The organism is Pedobacter sp. AJM (assembly GCF_002197755.1).
In the GTDB taxonomy this organism is placed as follows: domain Bacteria; phylum Bacteroidota; class Bacteroidia; order Sphingobacteriales; family Sphingobacteriaceae; genus Pedobacter.
Genome location: NZ_NHOT01000016.1, coordinates 62,416 through 78,275, shown reverse-complemented (window position 1 = coordinate 78,275; position 15,860 = coordinate 62,416). Strand labels below are relative to the sequence as shown.

Sequence of the window (15,860 nt, the reverse complement as noted above, 5' to 3'; positions counted from 1 at the left end):
GAGTTAAGCCCACCAGAGCCGATGGTACTGCGGTAACACGTGGGAGAGTAGGTCGGTGCCAAATCTTAAAAGCCTTAAGCAGGCATTTAATCAGAACCCTTGCAGTTACAACTGCAGGGGTTTCTTGGTTTATAAAGTTTAAAGACCATAGATCAAGGAGCAAAGAATAAGGAGCAAAGACCGAGGAGCAAAGGCTAAAGAGCAAAGGCTGAATTGTTGTTTGAATATTGCTGAGACATGATCCAGGATCTTTTTAAGGCTACTAATCCATAACGATCGACGAACAACAAAACAGAACTCATCTATAATAGTTCCCGCAGATTTCAGGGATTTCGCAGATTTAGGGTGATGAAACGTTGTGTCGTTGAAATCCGGGATCTTTTTAAGGCTACTAATCCATAACGATCGACAAACAACAAAATAGATCTCATCTATAATTGTTTCCCGCGGATTTCAGTGATTTCGCAGATTTAGGGTGATAGAACGTTGTGTAGTCGCATTTGGAGTCTGAAGAAAAGCAGGTTTAAAGTTATTCTCAATCAATGTTTTTCGAAGCCCTTGTCTGGTTCTTCTGAATGGGATTCAGGATCTGAGAAGAGGGGATTTAAAACGCTACAACAGGAGCAGGCTTACAAAAAAAGGCACCAGGCCTGTCTTTAATAAACCTGATGGGAACGAAAATCCTTTTTGTTAACCGTAATTCCTATTTCTTGATTCATCCAACAAAAAGATTGCAGTATACAGCAGGACTGAAATAGCCAATCGTTGCTGACTTTCTTTTCCTATCTATTATTTCTCTAAGAAATCTCAGGAGTAACGAAAGAGAGAAATCAAATCTCTTACTTATTAATGAATAGTAACTTATAATATGATTATGAAATCTCAAAGCAGAAATCATATTCCTGCTTTGAGATTAATTATAGTAGGAGGTATTCAGATTGCTATTTGCTTTTTCAGCCGTTTCAATGGGTAAGTAATCAGATAAGATGAGAGCCTGACCTTTCTTCACGCATACATCATGTTCAAAATGTACCGATGGTTTGCCATCTACGGTTCTGATGGTCCAGCCATCTTCATCTAAAAAAACTTCTTTTTTACCCATATTAATCATCGGTTCAATGGCTAAAACGAGATTTTCACGAAGTAATGATCCTGATCCTTTCCGTCCGTAATTTGGAACCTGAGGATCTTCATGCATATCCCTTCCAAGGCCATGGCCTACCAAATCACGAACTACGCCATATCCCTGCTTTTCATTGTGTGACTGAATAGCATAACCAATATCACCCATTCGCTTTCCGGCAACCGCCTGCTCAATACCCAGGTATAATGAATCTTTTGTGGTTTTGACAAGTGTTAAGATTTCTGCGGAAACTTCGCCTATTATAAATGTATAAGCATGATCACCATGAAAGCCATTTTTTATTGTACCAACGTCAACAGAAATAATATCACCATCTCTTAACTCCTCGTTAGTTGGGAAGCCATGAACCACTACATCATTTACCGAAGTGATAATATGAAAAGGGAAACCGTTATAATTATAAAAAGAAGGAACCGCACCATGATCCAGAATAAAAGTATTTGCCAAATGATTAATTTCCAGTGTAGTCATGCCTGGTTTAAGTACTTTTGCTATTTCCGCCAAAGTATTACTGACCAGTAGCGCACTGATTTTCATTAATTCTACCTCTTCATTGGTTTTGTAAATAATCATGCTGCAAATATAAGCAATCTACATTTAAAGGGCTATTTCAAACCTATCTGTTTATTCATTTGTTGCATGGTTAAAGCTGAATGCATTATTTAAATGTGCTGGTAAGCAGGATACCTGATGAAATTAAATTAATTACATCTTTGCTTTTTTAGATTTTAACACTATTTTTATTTAATCAATTAAAATAACAATCTACAACATGAAAAACGGTACAGTAAAATTTTTTAACACAGAAAAAGGATTTGGATTTATTAAAGAAGAAAATGGTTCAGAGATCTTCGTTCACGTAAGCGGACTGATTGACAAAATAAGTGAAAATGACAATGTGGAGTATGAAGTACAGGAGGGAAAAAAGGGATTAAATGCAGTTAAGGTAAGACTTGTTTAAAACATCACTTTTGCTGATTTAACAGGCCTCCGGCCTGTTTTTTTGTTTATAATGCTCTTGTTTTTTAAATATATTCTAGCTTTTCGATATTTACTGACCTTCATATGTGTTTATTTTCTGGGTGGTATTCACTATAAACTTCTTTATTGGAAAGTTTCAAACTTTAATCCTTTCAGCGTGTTGTTATACCATCTACCAATTATAAGATTATAATTTACTATGGAAAATCAAGAAAAAACAGCAGAGGTATTAAATGACCTTATTGAGATTAACAATGACAGAGCAGATGGTTTTGATAAAGCATCAAGTGATTTAAGTGATGAGAATATCGACCTTAAAGCTACTTTTGATAAACTTTCGTCTGATAGCAGACAAAATTCTATTGAACTTGCCGGATTAGTGGGCAGAAGTGGCGAAGAGCCTGATAGCGGCAATACCGTTTTAGGCACACTTCACCGCGCCTGGATTGATATTAAAGCAAGTTTTGGCGGTAATGATCGTCACAGTATCTTAGCAGAATGTGAACGTGGTGAAGATGCCATCAAAAAAGCATACAGAGATGCACTTCAGGAAAATGAACTGGACGAAAATGTAAGATCTGTGCTGTTAAAACAACAGGAAGGTGTTAACATTAGTCATGATGCCATAAAAGCATTGAGAGATGCACATAAAGCAGTATAATTAAGCTGCAATAAAAGTTAAGAGCCGCTGAAAAGTATTCAGCGGCTTTTTTTATTATTAAAATATAAGCTTTCTCTTTAAAACAACTTAAAAGGTAATAGAAGCAAGACTGATCATCTCCAGATATCCTTCACTAAAATGATATGTATTACATGCACTTTTCTTTTTTATACCTGGTTTTTAATCTGCTAAAGGTTTCTTCTCTCATTAACAGGTAACTGGCTAAAATTCGGGCGGGTAAGCTGTATCTGTCTGGTGTTTTACTGAAGACACTATAGCGATGAATAGCAGAAGGAAGGCGGCACAATCTTGATTCATGAACAATTTTCTGGTATTTCATAGAGAAAATTTTTCTTACCATTTTATCTACCTCCGGGAATTTATTATAAAGTGTTTCTACTAAATCTTTTGGTAATAAAATAAGCTCTGAATCGCAAATCACTTCCAGGCCTTCATCTTCCAGATAATGTGATATTTCGGTATAACCGATTAATTCATTCTCTCCGTACAGCGATAGTGTGATCTGCTTTCCATCAATAAAAGTATATTTTCTTAATGTTCCGCTGACTATAAACAATGCATTTTCTCCTGCAATTCCATCAGGATACAATCTGATATTCTTGCAAACCGTGAGAGTGGAGGCATACTGCTTAACTTCTTCAATGAGCTCATCGGATACAGGTTCCAGGGCATTAAAAAAGTTAATTATTGAATTAAATTTCATCTCGCACTATAAATAATTTTTAATGAGCGCGCGATTGCAAAGTTAGCCATTTAATTCTTAAAAAATGCGATCAGTTGAAACCTTATCCATTTACCGTATATGCAATTATGTTTTATGCCGGTGGATTGAAAGGTACATTCAATATAAAGCAGATTATATTTTTGAAATCATAATAATGCTGCTCAAAAAATCATCAACCTGTTGTAAGAACAACACTGATGGTTAAATTTTACTTAATGGCTTTTAACCATCAGCTCTTATTTTTTCTTTCGCTAATGCAAGGTCATCTGCCGAAACATCGAGCTGTTCATTTTGATTTTCTGCAGAAGGCAAATATTTCAAATCAACACACATAGGAAAATGATCCGAACCACAACTTGGTAATCTTTTAATGGAACTGAGTGCAAAATCTGTTGAACAGAAGATATGGTCTAACGGAAAGCGAAGCAGCCAGTATTTTGCATTGAAGCTGTTAAAAAAGCCTCTTCCCCGCCGCGGATCTAAAAGTCCGCTGACTTTTCCAAAAAGTTCAGTGGTATAACTCCAGGCGACGTCATTCAAATCGCCCATTACCACCACCGGAATTTTGCTTTCTTTCGCTTTGTCTCCAACTATTAATATTTCCTTATCTCTCTCTGTGCTTTTTGGATTTTCCTGAGGAACTGGTGGTTCAGGATGTAAACAAAATAATTTTACTTTTTGACCAGATCTTAACTCCACCGTAGCTTCCATAGATGGGATGTCGGGCTTTACCAGGTAGTTTACTTTAGTATCAGTTAAAGAAAGTTTAGAATACAGTAACATGCCATACGTATTTTCTAATGGAGCCTTTAACTGGTAAGTATATCTTTCTTGAATAGAATCCATTTCTTTTTCCCACCACTTATTGGTTTCTACCATCAAAATGACATCAGGATCGCATGACGCAATAAGGTTATGGTAATCGGCTGATTGGCGGTTTTCCTGAAATACATTCGCAATTAAAATTTTAAGATTATCCCTGCCATTGGATCTTAAACTGGTAATGATTTGCTTCCTGCCAAAAACAGTAAAAGGAAATATGAGGTATAAAAGATAAAAAATATTGAGTAATAGGGCGCTAAATAGTAACCAGTCTGCTGTTTTTACCGGAAACGAAAAACACAGTATGATCAGAATAAGTACAAGGTTGAGGGATAATTTTTGAAGCCTGGGATATTCAAAAACCCTGAAAATCCAGAAGTCATGACGAATAAAAGGAATAACCGTTGATAGGATAACAAGCAAACTCAGATAAAAAAGGATGTCGTGTGTCAAAGCGTTCTTAATGAATGTAAGTAGCTAAACAAGCAACATGCAAAAATGTTCTGTTCACCAAATTCGGTGATAAAAAAAGATAATTCTATTAGCCAGCTATTGAAAACTGCCTGGTATCGGTTAATCCAATGGTAAAATCGTATCGCTTTAGCTCATAAGCTATGGCCAGGGCTTGCAATTTTCTCAATTCATCATAATTCAGGGCATTCTCCTGTGTTATGGAAGATAATAATTTAATTCTGGAGATAATTTCACGGTAATTTTCGTGACTTGTAATTTCGTTCATTTGTTTCTGATGCGATAAATTCTGCATGATAACAGGCCATAAATAAAAAAGTTTTCAGTACTGGTTAATTTTTAGCAATAATGAAATTACAATCGGAATAAATACAAAAAAGAAGGGATTACATCAGCAATCCCTTCTTTTTAAAATTACGTTGAAGCAGGTAAGCGATCCAGCCAATCCGCCACATGCGCGGCTACCTCTTCCCAGCCTGGTTCACCACAAATATAATGGCTTCGGTTAGGGAATTCCTTGAAGGCTGTCTGGCTTGATTGATCTTTGTAAGCTTCGAAGTTTTTCTTCACCAGCGTATTCGGAATAATTTCATCTTGTTCTGCGGCAACCATCAGCAGGGGCGCATGTGGTAAATCCAAATCCATTTCTCCGGGAGTTCCCATGCAATCGCGCAGTACATTACGGCTATCGTGTGTGGCAAATTCCTGGTATGCTATATTTGATTCCTGCTCACTTAGGGTATTGGCAAATGAGCCGTGAAAACTTTTTTCATCCATAAAAAAAGGTTCATTCCCTTTAAATGGATTTGCGATTAAGGCACTGTTTTTAAAAAATCCCCAGTCGAAATCCAGCATCGCATTGGGAGCCACCGGACTAATCGCCACGCCGGCACTTGCCACACCGCGGTTGAGGAGTAACTGAACGATTAAACCACCAACAGAATGACCAATTAAAATTGGTTTTTCCATTTGAAGTGCCAGTGTTTCTATAGGTACTATAATGTCATCCAGATGCAAATCGCCAAGGCCTGCAGGCGGGTTCTGACGAAGGCTTAACGGTTCACCTTCATGTAGTGGCCAATCCGGAACCATGCAATTATAGCCTCTTGCTGTAAAATATTCTTGCCATTTGTCCCAGCTTTTTGAATTCTGAAACATACCGTGTATAAAAATGATGTTTTTCATAATATTCTTTTCCTTTCTTGAACAGTATAAAATTTAAAGTGGTTTTAAAGCCAGACTGATTATTCCGCTAAGGAGAATCTTTAAAGGCAATATTGATTTTTTAAATTTTCATCAAAACTAATTGGGTATCCTATTGGTTTACAATGAGAGAGATATAAAGAGAATATGGAAAAGCGCATCTATGTGTTAGAGGATAATGACGATATAAGAGAGATTGTTTCTATATTGTTGGAAGAAGAAAAATATGAGGTATTTGCTTATTCGAACATTGCTTCCTTCCGTTCAGGGATTGAAAAAGGTAAACCTGCAGATTTATTTTTGCTTGATGTGATGCTGCCTGATGGAAACGGCATAGATTACTGTTGTGAATTAAAATCATCACCTGGTACTGCCGATAGACCTGTGGTGATGATGTCGGCTAACTTTTCTAAAGATGGCAAATATAAACGCTGCTTCGCACAAGATTACATTCATAAGCCATTTGAGATAGATGATTTTGTTAAACGGATTTCGGCACAGATTCACTAAAAATGGAATCATTTATATTGCTTTATAAATTACAATTCCTTTTTATCAATTAGGGTATCATCTGAATAAACACTGAAACAGGTGTTATAATCAGAATAATTGTCGCTAAGTTTGCGGCAGAAACTGATGAAAAGAGAACAGCACAAAAACTTTATAACCCTGTATGCTCAAAAATTAAAGCATTTTGCGATCAGGATACGTTATAGTGAATACCTGAGCGATGCCTTAAGAAATACGCTGGCCATCATCATTCCACTCGTTTTATTTGCTTATTCCGGACAACTCGTAGCGGGGATCAGCATCAGTATTGGCACACTCTTTATGAGCATGTGCGACATTCCGGGCAACAGGAGAGACAAATTAAGTGCTTCAGTAATCGCAATGGTTTCGTTGGCTGTTACCTCTTTTGCGATTGCGGCAAGTATGCCAAATCCATTTTATGTTGCGCTCAATGTGGTAATGATCACCTTTATTTTCGCCATGTTATCAGTATTTGGCAACCGACTGTCGCTCATCGGGTTAATTGGTACCACTTTGATTGCTTTTACGCTCGGGCTGCACCCCAAAGAACCATTTATCTTCAGCTTTTATATTATCATAGGTGCCGCCTGGTATGCCGTTATCAGTCTGACGCAGATTTATTTGTGGCCATACCGTTCCTTGCATCATGCTATTTTTGAAGCCATTCAGGGAACGGCTGCCCTTATGCGTTTACGGGCAAGTGCCTATAATGAGGGATTTGATCTCCGTGATTTTAATGCAAGTAATATATCAATTCATTTGAAATTAAATGCAAGACAGGAACTCATCAGAAGTTTATTGCTCCGCGATAGAATTGCCATGTCGCCTGATAACCAGTCAGGCAAAAAATTGCTGGCTGCAGCATTAGATATTATTGATCTTTATGAGCAAGTAACGGCGATTCACCATGATTATGGGGAAATCAGGGCTGCGTTAGCACCTACAGGTGCGCTGTGGAAAATTCATGATGTGATTTCACAGCTTACAGTACAACTGGAATATAGCGCTGCACAGTTTTCCATTACCAAAACCATGGATGCTGATCAATCACATCAGGAAGATATTGCAAAAAAGATTGATGAATTACTGCTCCTCTCCACCACCATATCTTCATCAGGAGGAAATCTGCTTGCCGGAATCGCAGGGAATTTAAAAGATATTTCTGAAATTGTAACACGCTTGTCCGCAAGCTATCGGATGCAATTGCCAGCTACTGATCTTATCGAAACAGAAGTTTACAAAGATTTTATTCCTGAAACCAGCGTAAGCCGGAAAAATTTACTGGCCCAGTTTTCACTTCATGCTCCGGTATTCCGTTTTGCACTTCGCCTGAGTTTACTTTGCCTGATTGCCATCACACCCACTTTATTTTTTCCCGGACAGCGTTATAGTTACTGGCTGCTACTTACGGTGGTTATTGTAAACCGGCCTGGTTTTGGTTTAACCAGGAAACGAAATACGGAACGTTTGTGGGGAACCTTGATGGGCTTACTAATTGGGCTTTTACTTGCTTTTGTTCCGGTTTCTGTACAATTGGGACTGGCAGCGCTTGGCCTGCTTGGCTTTTTTCTATTTAACCGAACGCATTACCTGTGGGGCGTTGCTTGTGTAACAGTCATGGTCGTGCTGGCATTGAATGTTTATCATGGGCATGTATCCCAAATTATCAGCGATCGCTTATTATTTACTCTGGCGGGTTGTGCATTATCTTATGTTTCTATATTTATCTTTCCCATTTGGGAGACACCACGCATTAGTGCCCTCATTTTGAATGCGCTCACTGCCAGTCGCCATTATTTGTTTTGCGTCGCTACAGAGCGAAAAGGGTTTATGAATTATTTTTACAGGACTAAACTGGCCAGAAAAGATGCTTACATCAGCTTTTCTTTTTTAAGTGAGGCACTGCAATCCGTAAGAAAAGAACCCTTATCCAATCATATCGATCTGGCTGGACTGGAAGATGTTCAGGTTTTGATTTATCAATTGAATGGTGCCATTGCAGCACTTGCTCTGGCCAAAAATACTGATGTTGCCATGGGAGATGAAGCATTTGAAAGTTGTTTGAACGATCTGGATTTTTGCATTGCACATGCTCCATTAACTCCGCTAAGTGCCTTAACTGGTGAGAAGCAAAAGGTTATGCCTGCTCAAAAATTGCTGCCCATGTTTACGCAACAATTAAAAACATATTTCAGTTAAACCATTCACGACTTATTTAACGCTGTTATCATCGGTGGAATAATATTTGCACCATCCCGGATAAAACATCATTATGGATAAGCAACAAATAAAGAATACAGCCAGGATACTATTAGGCGCAGGCCTGATTGTCGCCGGAATAGGTCACTTAACTTTTTCAAGAAAAGAATTTCAGGCACAGGTTCCAGACTGGGTACCATTAAAAAAAGATGATACAGTAGTTTATTCAGGTTTAGTAGAAATAGCATTGGGTACAGCTTTGGTGGTTGCCCCCAAAAAATACAGGTCAACAGTTGGTTTGCTGGCAGCATCACTTTTTGTTGGTGTTTTTCCCGGTAACGTATCGCAATATGTGAACAGGAGAGATGGTTTTGGTTTAGATACCGACCAGAAAAGATTAACGCGACTGTTTTTTCAGCCAGTATTGGTTTTCTGGGCCTGGAAGAGCACCAGGAAATAATTTTTTCCTGCGTTTTTAGAATTTCTAAAATCCAAATATTTACGCATGGTTTTACAATTCATTATATTTGATAAACAAAACCATGTAACATGAAATCCTTTCAACTATTCAAATGTTTTATGCTGCTTGCCATATTTCCGGTAGCCGGGTGGGCAGCGAGTGTGGATACTATAATTACCTACAGCAAGGTAATGAAGAAAGAAATTAAAGCCGTCATCATAAAACCAAATGCCTATGCTGATTCTAAAAAATTCCCTACTTTATATTTATTGCATGGCGCAGGTGGTAATTATTCGGATTGGGTAAAGCAAACACCTGACCGGGAAACCGTTAAACGTTTAAGTGATCAGTTTAATATGGTGGTGGTTTGCCCTGATGGCGGGATAACCAGCTGGTATTTGAATAGTCCGGTAGATAAGACTTATCAATATGAGACCTACGTGTCATCAGAATTGGTGAATTATGTTGATCAGCATTATGCTACCATAAAAGATCGATCAGGCCGGGCCATAACAGGCTTAAGCATGGGCGGTCATGGTGCTTTATATCTTGCTTTTCGCCATCAGGATGTTTTTGGTGCCTGTGGAAGCATGAGCGGAGGTGTGGATCTTCGCCCTTTTCCTGAAAACTGGAACATTTCGAAAAGATTGGGTACCTATAGTGAAAATCCTGAACGCTGGGAGGCTAACAGTGTGGTAAATTTAACCCATCTTCTGGTTCCAAATAAACTGGCCATGATTATCGATTGTGGTGATGCCGTTTTCTTTTATAAGATAAATATCGCACTGCATGATAAGTTGATGGATCGAAATATTCCGCATGATTTTATCATTCGTCCGGGCGTACATAACTGGGTTTACTGGGGAAATGCGATACAATATCAGATGCTCTTTTTCAGCCAGTATTTTGGCCGCCGTCAGCAATAAATAGCTTTTAAAAGAAGAACGGGCCAAAGGTAAAACTACCTCCGGCCCGTATCTAAATTAACGCTCTCGAAACGAAAGTAGAAGTTTTGATGTTACTTTCCAAACGAAATGTTAATTTTTAATATTTCTTCATGTTTTCTTCATCTTTCAGAAGGAAAATCCAGATGAACAAATAACTGTGCCAGATAAAATATGATTTATGCTAAAGCCTTTAATTTCAATTGAATACTGTCCGCGTTGTGGCTGGTTACTTAGGTCAGCCTATATGGCCCAGGAACTACTCACAACATTTTCTGAACAACTTAAGGGGGTATCTTTATTGCCGAGTGAAGTAAGCGGAACATTCCAGATTAGGTTAAACAACGCGATCATCTTTGACCGGAGAGAAGCCGGACGTTTCCCCGAAATTAAAGAATTGAAAAAGTTAGTCAGAGATCAGATTGATCCGGAAATGAACCTCGGGCATACCGATCGGTAATTTACTGACCGTAAAATTCCGTACATCAGCATGAGCTGAAATCTACGGACAGGATTTACCGCTCATTCCTAAAATGATTCGGTTTAGCACAAACAATGAACTTATTTTAAAGTTATATCTGTGTCAGCTTGCTTCGCTTTGTAAAAGTAAGTTAACCGTTTACGCAAAACAAACAGATATGAAACATTACGATGCCATCATCATTGGTGCAGGACAGGCAGGCGTTCCGCTTGCAAAAAAAATGGCCGAAGCCGGAAAAAAAACAGCAATTATTGAAAAAAGGGAAGTAGGCGGTACCTGTATTAATGATGGTTGTACGCCTACCAAAGCCATGGTCGCTTCTGCCAAGGCAGCCTATCAGGCCAGAAAAGCTTCAGAATTGGGTATTATCATTAATGAAGTTAAAGTTGATTTAAAAAAGGTGAAAAAAAGAGCAGATGGCATTGTCAAAATGTTCAGGGAAGGTGCTGAAGAGGGAATTAAAGAAACGAAAGGCTTAAAATTATACCTTGGTGAGGCAAGTTTTAGTGGTGAGAAGGAAATTGTGGTTAAGGGTAAGGATGGAACTACAGAGACCTTAACAGCTGATTTAATTTTTATCAATACCGGTGCTAAAACCATCATCCCTGAAATTGAGGGAATTGAAGAAATAGACTATCTTACTTCAACTTCCATACTCGATCTGGAAGAAGTTCCGGAACATCTGGTGATTATTGGCGGTAACTATATTGGATTGGAATTCGGGCAGATGTTCAGCCGTTTTGGTAGTCAGGTCACCATTCTGGAGCAATCGCCTGTTATTTTATCCAGGGAGGATGATGATATATCGGCAGCAGTTACCGAGATCCTGAAAGCGGAGAAAATTGATGTATTAACTGACGTTAAGATCGGCCATATTGGATGGAAAGGCGATCAGATCGAAACCACCATCACGTCAGGTAAAAAAGATAAGAAGATTACCTCCAGCCATTTACTGGTTGCCGTTGGCAGGGCACCGCAAACCCGGCATCTAAATCTGGAAAATTGTGGCGTTGAAACAGATGAACACGGTCATATTATGGTGAATAATCAATTGGAAACGAATGTTAAAGGGATTTACGCTTTGGGTGATGTTAAAGGAGGACCTGCCTTTACACATATTGCTTACAACGATTATACCATCGTTTACCGGAACCTGATTGAAAATGCACATTTATCTACTGCAGACCGGCCGGTGCCTTATTGTATGTTTACTGATCCGCAACTGGCCAGAATCGGGCTTTCCGAAAAAGAAGCCAAGGCACAAAAGTTAGATTATCAGGTGGCTGTTCTGCCCATGAAAAATGTAGCCAGGGGCATTGAAACCAATGAAACATCCGGACTCATGAAAGCAGTTGTGGATGCAAAAACAAATCAGATTTTAGGTGCAGCCATCCTTGCTTCAGAAGGTGGAGAAATTATGTCGGTATTGCAGATGGCGATGGAGGGAGGAATCACTTCCGAACAAATCAGGTACGGGGTTTTTGCACATCCCACCTATACCGAATCACTAAATAACCTGTTTATGAAAATGCATGCTTAATGATGATCAGACTGGAAAAGGTAAGTAAATCTTTCAATGATACTATCGCTGTGAAAGCAGTTTCATTTGAAGTAAAAGAAGGTGAAAACCTGATCCTTTTAGGAACCAGTGGCTGTGGTAAAACCACCACACTAAAAATGATCAACAGACTGATCGAACCTGATGAGGGGCAGGTTGTGATTAATGGAAAAAACATTGCAATTGAAAATCCTGAATTACTAAGAAGGGGAATAGGTTATGTCATGCAAAATAATGGCTTATTTCCACATTACACTGTAAGAGAAAATATTGCCATTATTCCGCAATTATTGAAGTGGGATCGGAAGAAAACCTTAGACAGAACAGAAGTGCTTATGGCGAAACTTCATCTCCCGGATGAATATATCAACATGTTTCCATATGAACTTAGCGGCGGGCAGCAACAGCGCGTAGGATTAGCCAGGGCTTTGGCGGCTGATCCGGCCATCTTGCTCATGGACGAGCCTTTTGGTGCATTGGATAATGTAACCCGTGCCAGTATCCGAAAAGAATTTAAAGCACTGGAAGAATTGAAACGTAAAACCATCGTAATGGTTACGCACGATATTCAGGAAGCATTTGAACTGGCAGATCGCATTTGTTTAATGGATAAAGGCGAGATCGTCCAGATTGGAACACCAAAAGAATTGCTCTATCAGCCGGCAAGTGATTTTGTGGTTAAATTTATGGAAAGTGAACGGCTTTCCCTTGAATTCAAGATCACAACACTTGGTGATTTATGGCATCATTTACCAGAGAAATTTTCAGCAAAAGCCACCATCGTGCGTTCGGATCTGAGCGTATGGGATGCCTTAAATTATTTTCGTTCAGGTGTTAAGGAAATTGCTTTTTCGACAGGTAAAACCCAGGAACAAAAATCGATGGATATTCATGATTTAACTTCAGCCTTTAATCGTTATCAAACACAACATCAGCATGAATGAACCTCAGCAAAATTTATGGCAGTTCATGTCGGGAGAGTCTGATAAATTGCTCAATCAAACCTTTCAGCACCTGGGTTTAACTTTCATTTCTCTTTTTCTGGCGGTGGCGGTGGGTCTACCTTTAGGCATATTCATTGCCCGGAAACGAAAGCTTTCCGGTTCTGTTTTGGCTGTGGCTGGTGTTTTACAAACCATTCCCAGTATTGCCTTATTGGGATTCATGATTCCATTATTGGGCATTGGTGCTAAACCAGCTATTGTAGCCTTACTGATTTATGCGCTGTTACCCATCATCAGAAACACTTATACAGGCATCGTAGGGATTAGTGAAGAGGTAAAAGAAGCAGCAATAGCTATGGGAATGAGTAAAATGCAGGTTTTATTTAAAGTCGAGTTACCACTGGCTATGCCTGTTATTCTGGCGGGTATCCGAACGGCTACCGTTATTAATGTAGGCGTAGCCACACTGGCTTCATACATCGCGGCAGGAGGTTTAGGTGAATTTATTTTCGGAGGAATCTCACTTAATAATACCAATATGATTCTGGCAGGCGCTATTCCGGCAGCATTACTGGCCATTATCCTCGATGCTGTTTTAGCTGCGATCCAAAAAATGAATGTTAAAAAGTTCAGAAAGCTGTTGTATATCTTTCCTGTTATTTTTTTGTTGTTGGGTGGCTTTTACCTGCTTCCTAAAGCTTATGGCAGTTCATTAACCGCTGGTTTTACGCCAGAATTTATGGGCAGGCAAGATGGTGATTTAGGGTTAAAGGCCATATATGGTTTAAAAATTCACACCATTGTAATCAGTGATGCGGTCATGTATCAGGCCGCCTATGAAAAGGAGCTGGACGTGATCAGCGGTTACTCTACAGACGGACGTTTGAAAGCATTTAACCTCACCATTTTAAAGGATGATAAAGGGATTTTTCCGCCATATTATGCTGCACCGATTGTCAGGGTTAAGGCTTTGCGCAAATTTCCGGAACTGGAAGGCGTATTGAATCTTTTAGCCGGAAAAATTACCGATTCAATCATGACGGATCTGAATTACCGGACAGATTACCTTCATCAAACGCCTGAACGGGTGGCGAAAGACTTTTTAATGGGATGTGGCTTATATAAAAGTGCAAAAGGTGGCAAGAAAGGGGTAATCAGGATTGGCTCAAAAATTTTTGGCGAGCAATACATCCTGGCAGAAATGTACCGGATGCTGATTCTGGGAAATACAGACTATGAAGTAGCCACTAAAACAGGTTTGGGTGGTACTAAAATCTGTTTTGATGCGCTGATGAACGATCAAATTGACTTTTATCCGGAATATACGGGTACTGGCTTACTTGTTCTGCTAAAACCCGATCCAAAGATGGCAAAAAAAATAGCGCACGATAAGGATCGCACTTATCAGTATGTGAGCAAACAGTTTTTACAGCAGTTTAATATCAGATGGCTGAAACCAATTGGCTTTAATAATTCGTATGCATTAATGATGCGGCAAAAACAATCAAAAGATCTTGATGTTAATAGTATAACAACATTACAACAATATCTAGATAAAAATTAATGAGCTTAGTTGATCAATTTCTGACCATCAGGAAGTATACTGAATCGATTTGTGAGCCCCTGCAAACGGAAGATTATGTGGTTCAGCCTGTTGCCGATGTAAGTCCACCTAAATGGCATCTCGGACATACCACATGGTTTTTCGAAACTTTTATCTTAAAACAACATGCGGCAAATTATCAGGAATATAATCCGGATTATAATTTCGTTTTTAACAGTTACTATGAAACGGTGGGTGCCAGGGTGATCCGAACGGATCGTGGCAATTTAAGTCGGCCTAGTGTAAGTGATATTTATCAGTATCGCCATTATGTAGATGAGGCCATGACCAGTTTGCTTGGTGAAACCATAACTGATGAGGTAATGGAACTCCTGATTTTAGGATTTAATCATGAGCAGCAGCACCAGGAACTTTTGCTTACCGATATCAAATATATTTTAGGCAACAATCCGCTTTTTCCGGTGTATTCCAGTAAGTGGATTGAGCATGAGGAAGTCCAAACTTCACCTGAACCAATAGTGATAGCTGAAGGAATCTATGAAATTGGTTTTGCCGGAAGTGATTTCTGTTTCGACAATGAATTAAACCGCCATAAAGTTTATCTGCATGATTTCGAAATCAATGCAGTTTTGGAAACCAACGGAACCTATCTGGATTTTATAAAGGCGGGTGGCTATAGTGATTTTAATTACTGGCATGCAGAAGGTTGGGACTGGGTAAAAACAAATGGCATTAAAGCGCCAATGTACTGGCATGAAATAGATGGCGACTGGTTTAATTATACTTATGCTGGTTTAGTGCCATTAAACAGGTTACACCCGGTAACGCACATCAGCTATTATGAAGCCTATGCTTATGCCAGTTGGAAAGGCATGCGGTTGCCAACAGAATTTGAATGGGAGGTGGCTGCAAGGCAATTTAACTGGGGCAAACGATGGGAGTGGACAGAAAGTGCCTACTTACCATATCCCGGTTTTAGCAAAGCTCCTGGTGCCATTGGGGAATACAATGGCAAATTTATGGTCAACCAGAAAGTACTTCGCGGCGCATCTGTTGCCACTCCGAAAGACCATGGACGCATTACTTACAGAAATTTCTTTCATCCGCATTTAAGGTGGCAGTTTACAGGGATCAGATTAGCAAAATAAGATT

Annotated in this window: 16 protein-coding genes; 11 read left to right on the top strand and 5 right to left on the bottom strand. The window is 39.1% G+C overall.

Going from position 1 to position 15,860, the window contains the following annotated elements; all coding sequences use genetic code 11:
- Nucleotides 1–913 precede the first annotated feature (913 nt).
- Complete coding sequence (gene map / locus CBW18_RS20120) at nt 914–1,717, bottom strand: type I methionyl aminopeptidase (RefSeq protein WP_088303162.1); 804 nt, start codon at nt 1,715–1,717, stop codon at nt 914–916.
- 199 nt (nt 1,718–1,916) lie between these two features.
- Here map and CBW18_RS20115 point away from each other — a divergent pair, with 199 nt between their 5' ends.
- Nucleotides 1,917–2,105, top strand: a complete 189-nt coding sequence (locus CBW18_RS20115) for a cold-shock protein (protein WP_029285704.1) — start codon at nt 1,917–1,919, stop codon at nt 2,103–2,105.
- 219 nt (nt 2,106–2,324) lie between these two features.
- Nucleotides 2,325–2,786 carry a PA2169 family four-helix-bundle protein gene (locus CBW18_RS20110; protein ID WP_088303161.1) on the top strand — a complete coding sequence of 154 codons (462 nt, stop codon included), beginning with the start codon at nt 2,325–2,327 and terminating at the stop codon, nt 2,784–2,786.
- A 148-nt stretch (nt 2,787–2,934) separates the two neighbouring features.
- On the opposite strand, the gene CBW18_RS20105 is transcribed toward CBW18_RS20110, so the two are convergent.
- The 4 genes from CBW18_RS20105 to CBW18_RS20090 form a co-directional block, all read right to left on the bottom strand.
- Nucleotides 2,935–3,510, bottom strand: a complete 576-nt coding sequence (locus tag CBW18_RS20105) for a Crp/Fnr family transcriptional regulator (protein WP_088303160.1) — start codon at nt 3,508–3,510, stop codon at nt 2,935–2,937.
- 243 nt (nt 3,511–3,753) lie between these two features.
- Complete coding sequence (locus CBW18_RS20100; RefSeq protein WP_088303159.1) at nt 3,754–4,806, bottom strand: endonuclease/exonuclease/phosphatase family protein; 1,053 nt, start codon at nt 4,804–4,806, stop codon at nt 3,754–3,756.
- An 88-nt stretch (nt 4,807–4,894) separates the two neighbouring features.
- On the bottom strand, nt 4,895–5,092 hold the full coding sequence (locus tag CBW18_RS20095) for a hypothetical protein (RefSeq protein WP_140418724.1): 198 nt from the start codon (nt 5,090–5,092) through the stop codon (nt 4,895–4,897).
- Between the two features lie 146 nt (nt 5,093–5,238).
- Nucleotides 5,239–6,009: an alpha/beta hydrolase gene (locus CBW18_RS20090; RefSeq protein ID WP_088303157.1), complete on the bottom strand. Its 771-nt coding sequence runs from the start codon at nt 6,007–6,009 to the stop codon at nt 5,239–5,241.
- Nucleotides 6,010–6,174: 165 nt separating this feature from the next.
- Here CBW18_RS20090 and CBW18_RS20085 point away from each other — a divergent pair, with 165 nt between their 5' ends.
- From CBW18_RS20085 to egtB, 9 genes are all read left to right on the top strand, one after another.
- On the top strand, nt 6,175–6,537 hold the full coding sequence (locus CBW18_RS20085) for a response regulator transcription factor (protein ID WP_088303156.1): 363 nt from the start codon (nt 6,175–6,177) through the stop codon (nt 6,535–6,537).
- Nucleotides 6,538–6,663: 126 nt separating this feature from the next.
- Nucleotides 6,664–8,757, top strand: a complete 2,094-nt coding sequence (locus CBW18_RS20080; protein ID WP_088303155.1) for an FUSC family membrane protein — start codon at nt 6,664–6,666, stop codon at nt 8,755–8,757.
- A 73-nt stretch (nt 8,758–8,830) separates the two neighbouring features.
- Complete coding sequence (locus CBW18_RS20075; RefSeq protein ID WP_088303154.1) at nt 8,831–9,217, top strand: hypothetical protein; 387 nt, start codon at nt 8,831–8,833, stop codon at nt 9,215–9,217.
- An 89-nt stretch (nt 9,218–9,306) separates the two neighbouring features.
- Complete coding sequence (locus CBW18_RS20070) at nt 9,307–10,143, top strand: alpha/beta hydrolase family protein (RefSeq protein ID WP_088303153.1); 837 nt, start codon at nt 9,307–9,309, stop codon at nt 10,141–10,143.
- Between the two features lie 199 nt (nt 10,144–10,342).
- Nucleotides 10,343–10,621 (top strand): SelT/SelW/SelH family protein, encoded by a 279-nt coding sequence (locus tag CBW18_RS20065; RefSeq protein ID WP_088303152.1) that lies wholly within the window; start codon nt 10,343–10,345, stop codon nt 10,619–10,621.
- A 178-nt stretch (nt 10,622–10,799) separates the two neighbouring features.
- A complete protein-coding gene (locus CBW18_RS20060) occupies nt 10,800–12,182 on the top strand; it encodes a mercuric reductase (protein ID WP_088303167.1) in 1,383 nt (460 codons plus the stop codon).
- Nucleotides 12,182–13,144 (top strand): ABC transporter ATP-binding protein, encoded by a 963-nt coding sequence (locus CBW18_RS20055; RefSeq protein WP_253249099.1) that lies wholly within the window; start codon nt 12,182–12,184, stop codon nt 13,142–13,144. The genes CBW18_RS20060 and CBW18_RS20055 overlap by 1 nt, the downstream gene beginning before the upstream one ends.
- Nucleotides 13,137–14,708 (top strand): ABC transporter permease/substrate-binding protein, encoded by a 1,572-nt coding sequence (locus CBW18_RS20050; protein ID WP_088303151.1) that lies wholly within the window; start codon nt 13,137–13,139, stop codon nt 14,706–14,708. Before CBW18_RS20055 ends, CBW18_RS20050 begins: the two co-directional genes overlap by 8 nt.
- Nucleotides 14,708–15,856, top strand: coding sequence for an ergothioneine biosynthesis protein EgtB (gene egtB, locus CBW18_RS20045; RefSeq protein WP_088303150.1), 1,149 nt, complete (start codon nt 14,708–14,710; stop codon nt 15,854–15,856). Before CBW18_RS20050 ends, egtB begins: the two co-directional genes overlap by 1 nt.
- The last annotated feature ends 4 nt before the right edge of the window (nt 15,857–15,860 follow it).

Excerpts from the sequence above, each read along its gene's own strand:
- map (WP_088303162.1), bottom strand. The coding sequence starts at position 1,717 with ATGATTATTTACAAAACCAATGAAGAGGTAGAATTAATGAAAATCAGT.
- CBW18_RS20115 (WP_029285704.1), top strand. The coding sequence starts at position 1,917 with ATGAAAAACGGTACAGTAAAATTTTTTAACACAGAAAAAGGATTTGGA.
- CBW18_RS20110 (WP_088303161.1), top strand. The coding sequence starts at position 2,325 with ATGGAAAATCAAGAAAAAACAGCAGAGGTATTAAATGACCTTATTGAG.
- CBW18_RS20105 (WP_088303160.1), bottom strand. The coding sequence starts at position 3,510 with ATGAAATTTAATTCAATAATTAACTTTTTTAATGCCCTGGAACCTGTA.
- CBW18_RS20095 (WP_140418724.1), bottom strand. The coding sequence starts at position 5,092 with ATGAACGAAATTACAAGTCACGAAAATTACCGTGAAATTATCTCCAGA.
- CBW18_RS20090 (WP_088303157.1), bottom strand. The coding sequence starts at position 6,009 with ATGAAAAACATCATTTTTATACACGGTATGTTTCAGAATTCAAAAAGC.
- CBW18_RS20085 (WP_088303156.1), top strand. The coding sequence starts at position 6,175 with ATGGAAAAGCGCATCTATGTGTTAGAGGATAATGACGATATAAGAGAG.
- CBW18_RS20080 (WP_088303155.1), top strand. The coding sequence starts at position 6,664 with ATGAAAAGAGAACAGCACAAAAACTTTATAACCCTGTATGCTCAAAAA.
- CBW18_RS20075 (WP_088303154.1), top strand. The coding sequence starts at position 8,831 with ATGGATAAGCAACAAATAAAGAATACAGCCAGGATACTATTAGGCGCA.
- CBW18_RS20070 (WP_088303153.1), top strand. The coding sequence starts at position 9,307 with ATGAAATCCTTTCAACTATTCAAATGTTTTATGCTGCTTGCCATATTT.
- CBW18_RS20065 (WP_088303152.1), top strand. The coding sequence starts at position 10,343 with ATGCTAAAGCCTTTAATTTCAATTGAATACTGTCCGCGTTGTGGCTGG.
- CBW18_RS20060 (WP_088303167.1), top strand. The coding sequence starts at position 10,800 with ATGAAACATTACGATGCCATCATCATTGGTGCAGGACAGGCAGGCGTT.
- CBW18_RS20055 (WP_253249099.1), top strand. The coding sequence starts at position 12,182 with ATGATGATCAGACTGGAAAAGGTAAGTAAATCTTTCAATGATACTATC.
- CBW18_RS20050 (WP_088303151.1), top strand. The coding sequence starts at position 13,137 with ATGAATGAACCTCAGCAAAATTTATGGCAGTTCATGTCGGGAGAGTCT.
- egtB (WP_088303150.1), top strand. The coding sequence starts at position 14,708 with ATGAGCTTAGTTGATCAATTTCTGACCATCAGGAAGTATACTGAATCG.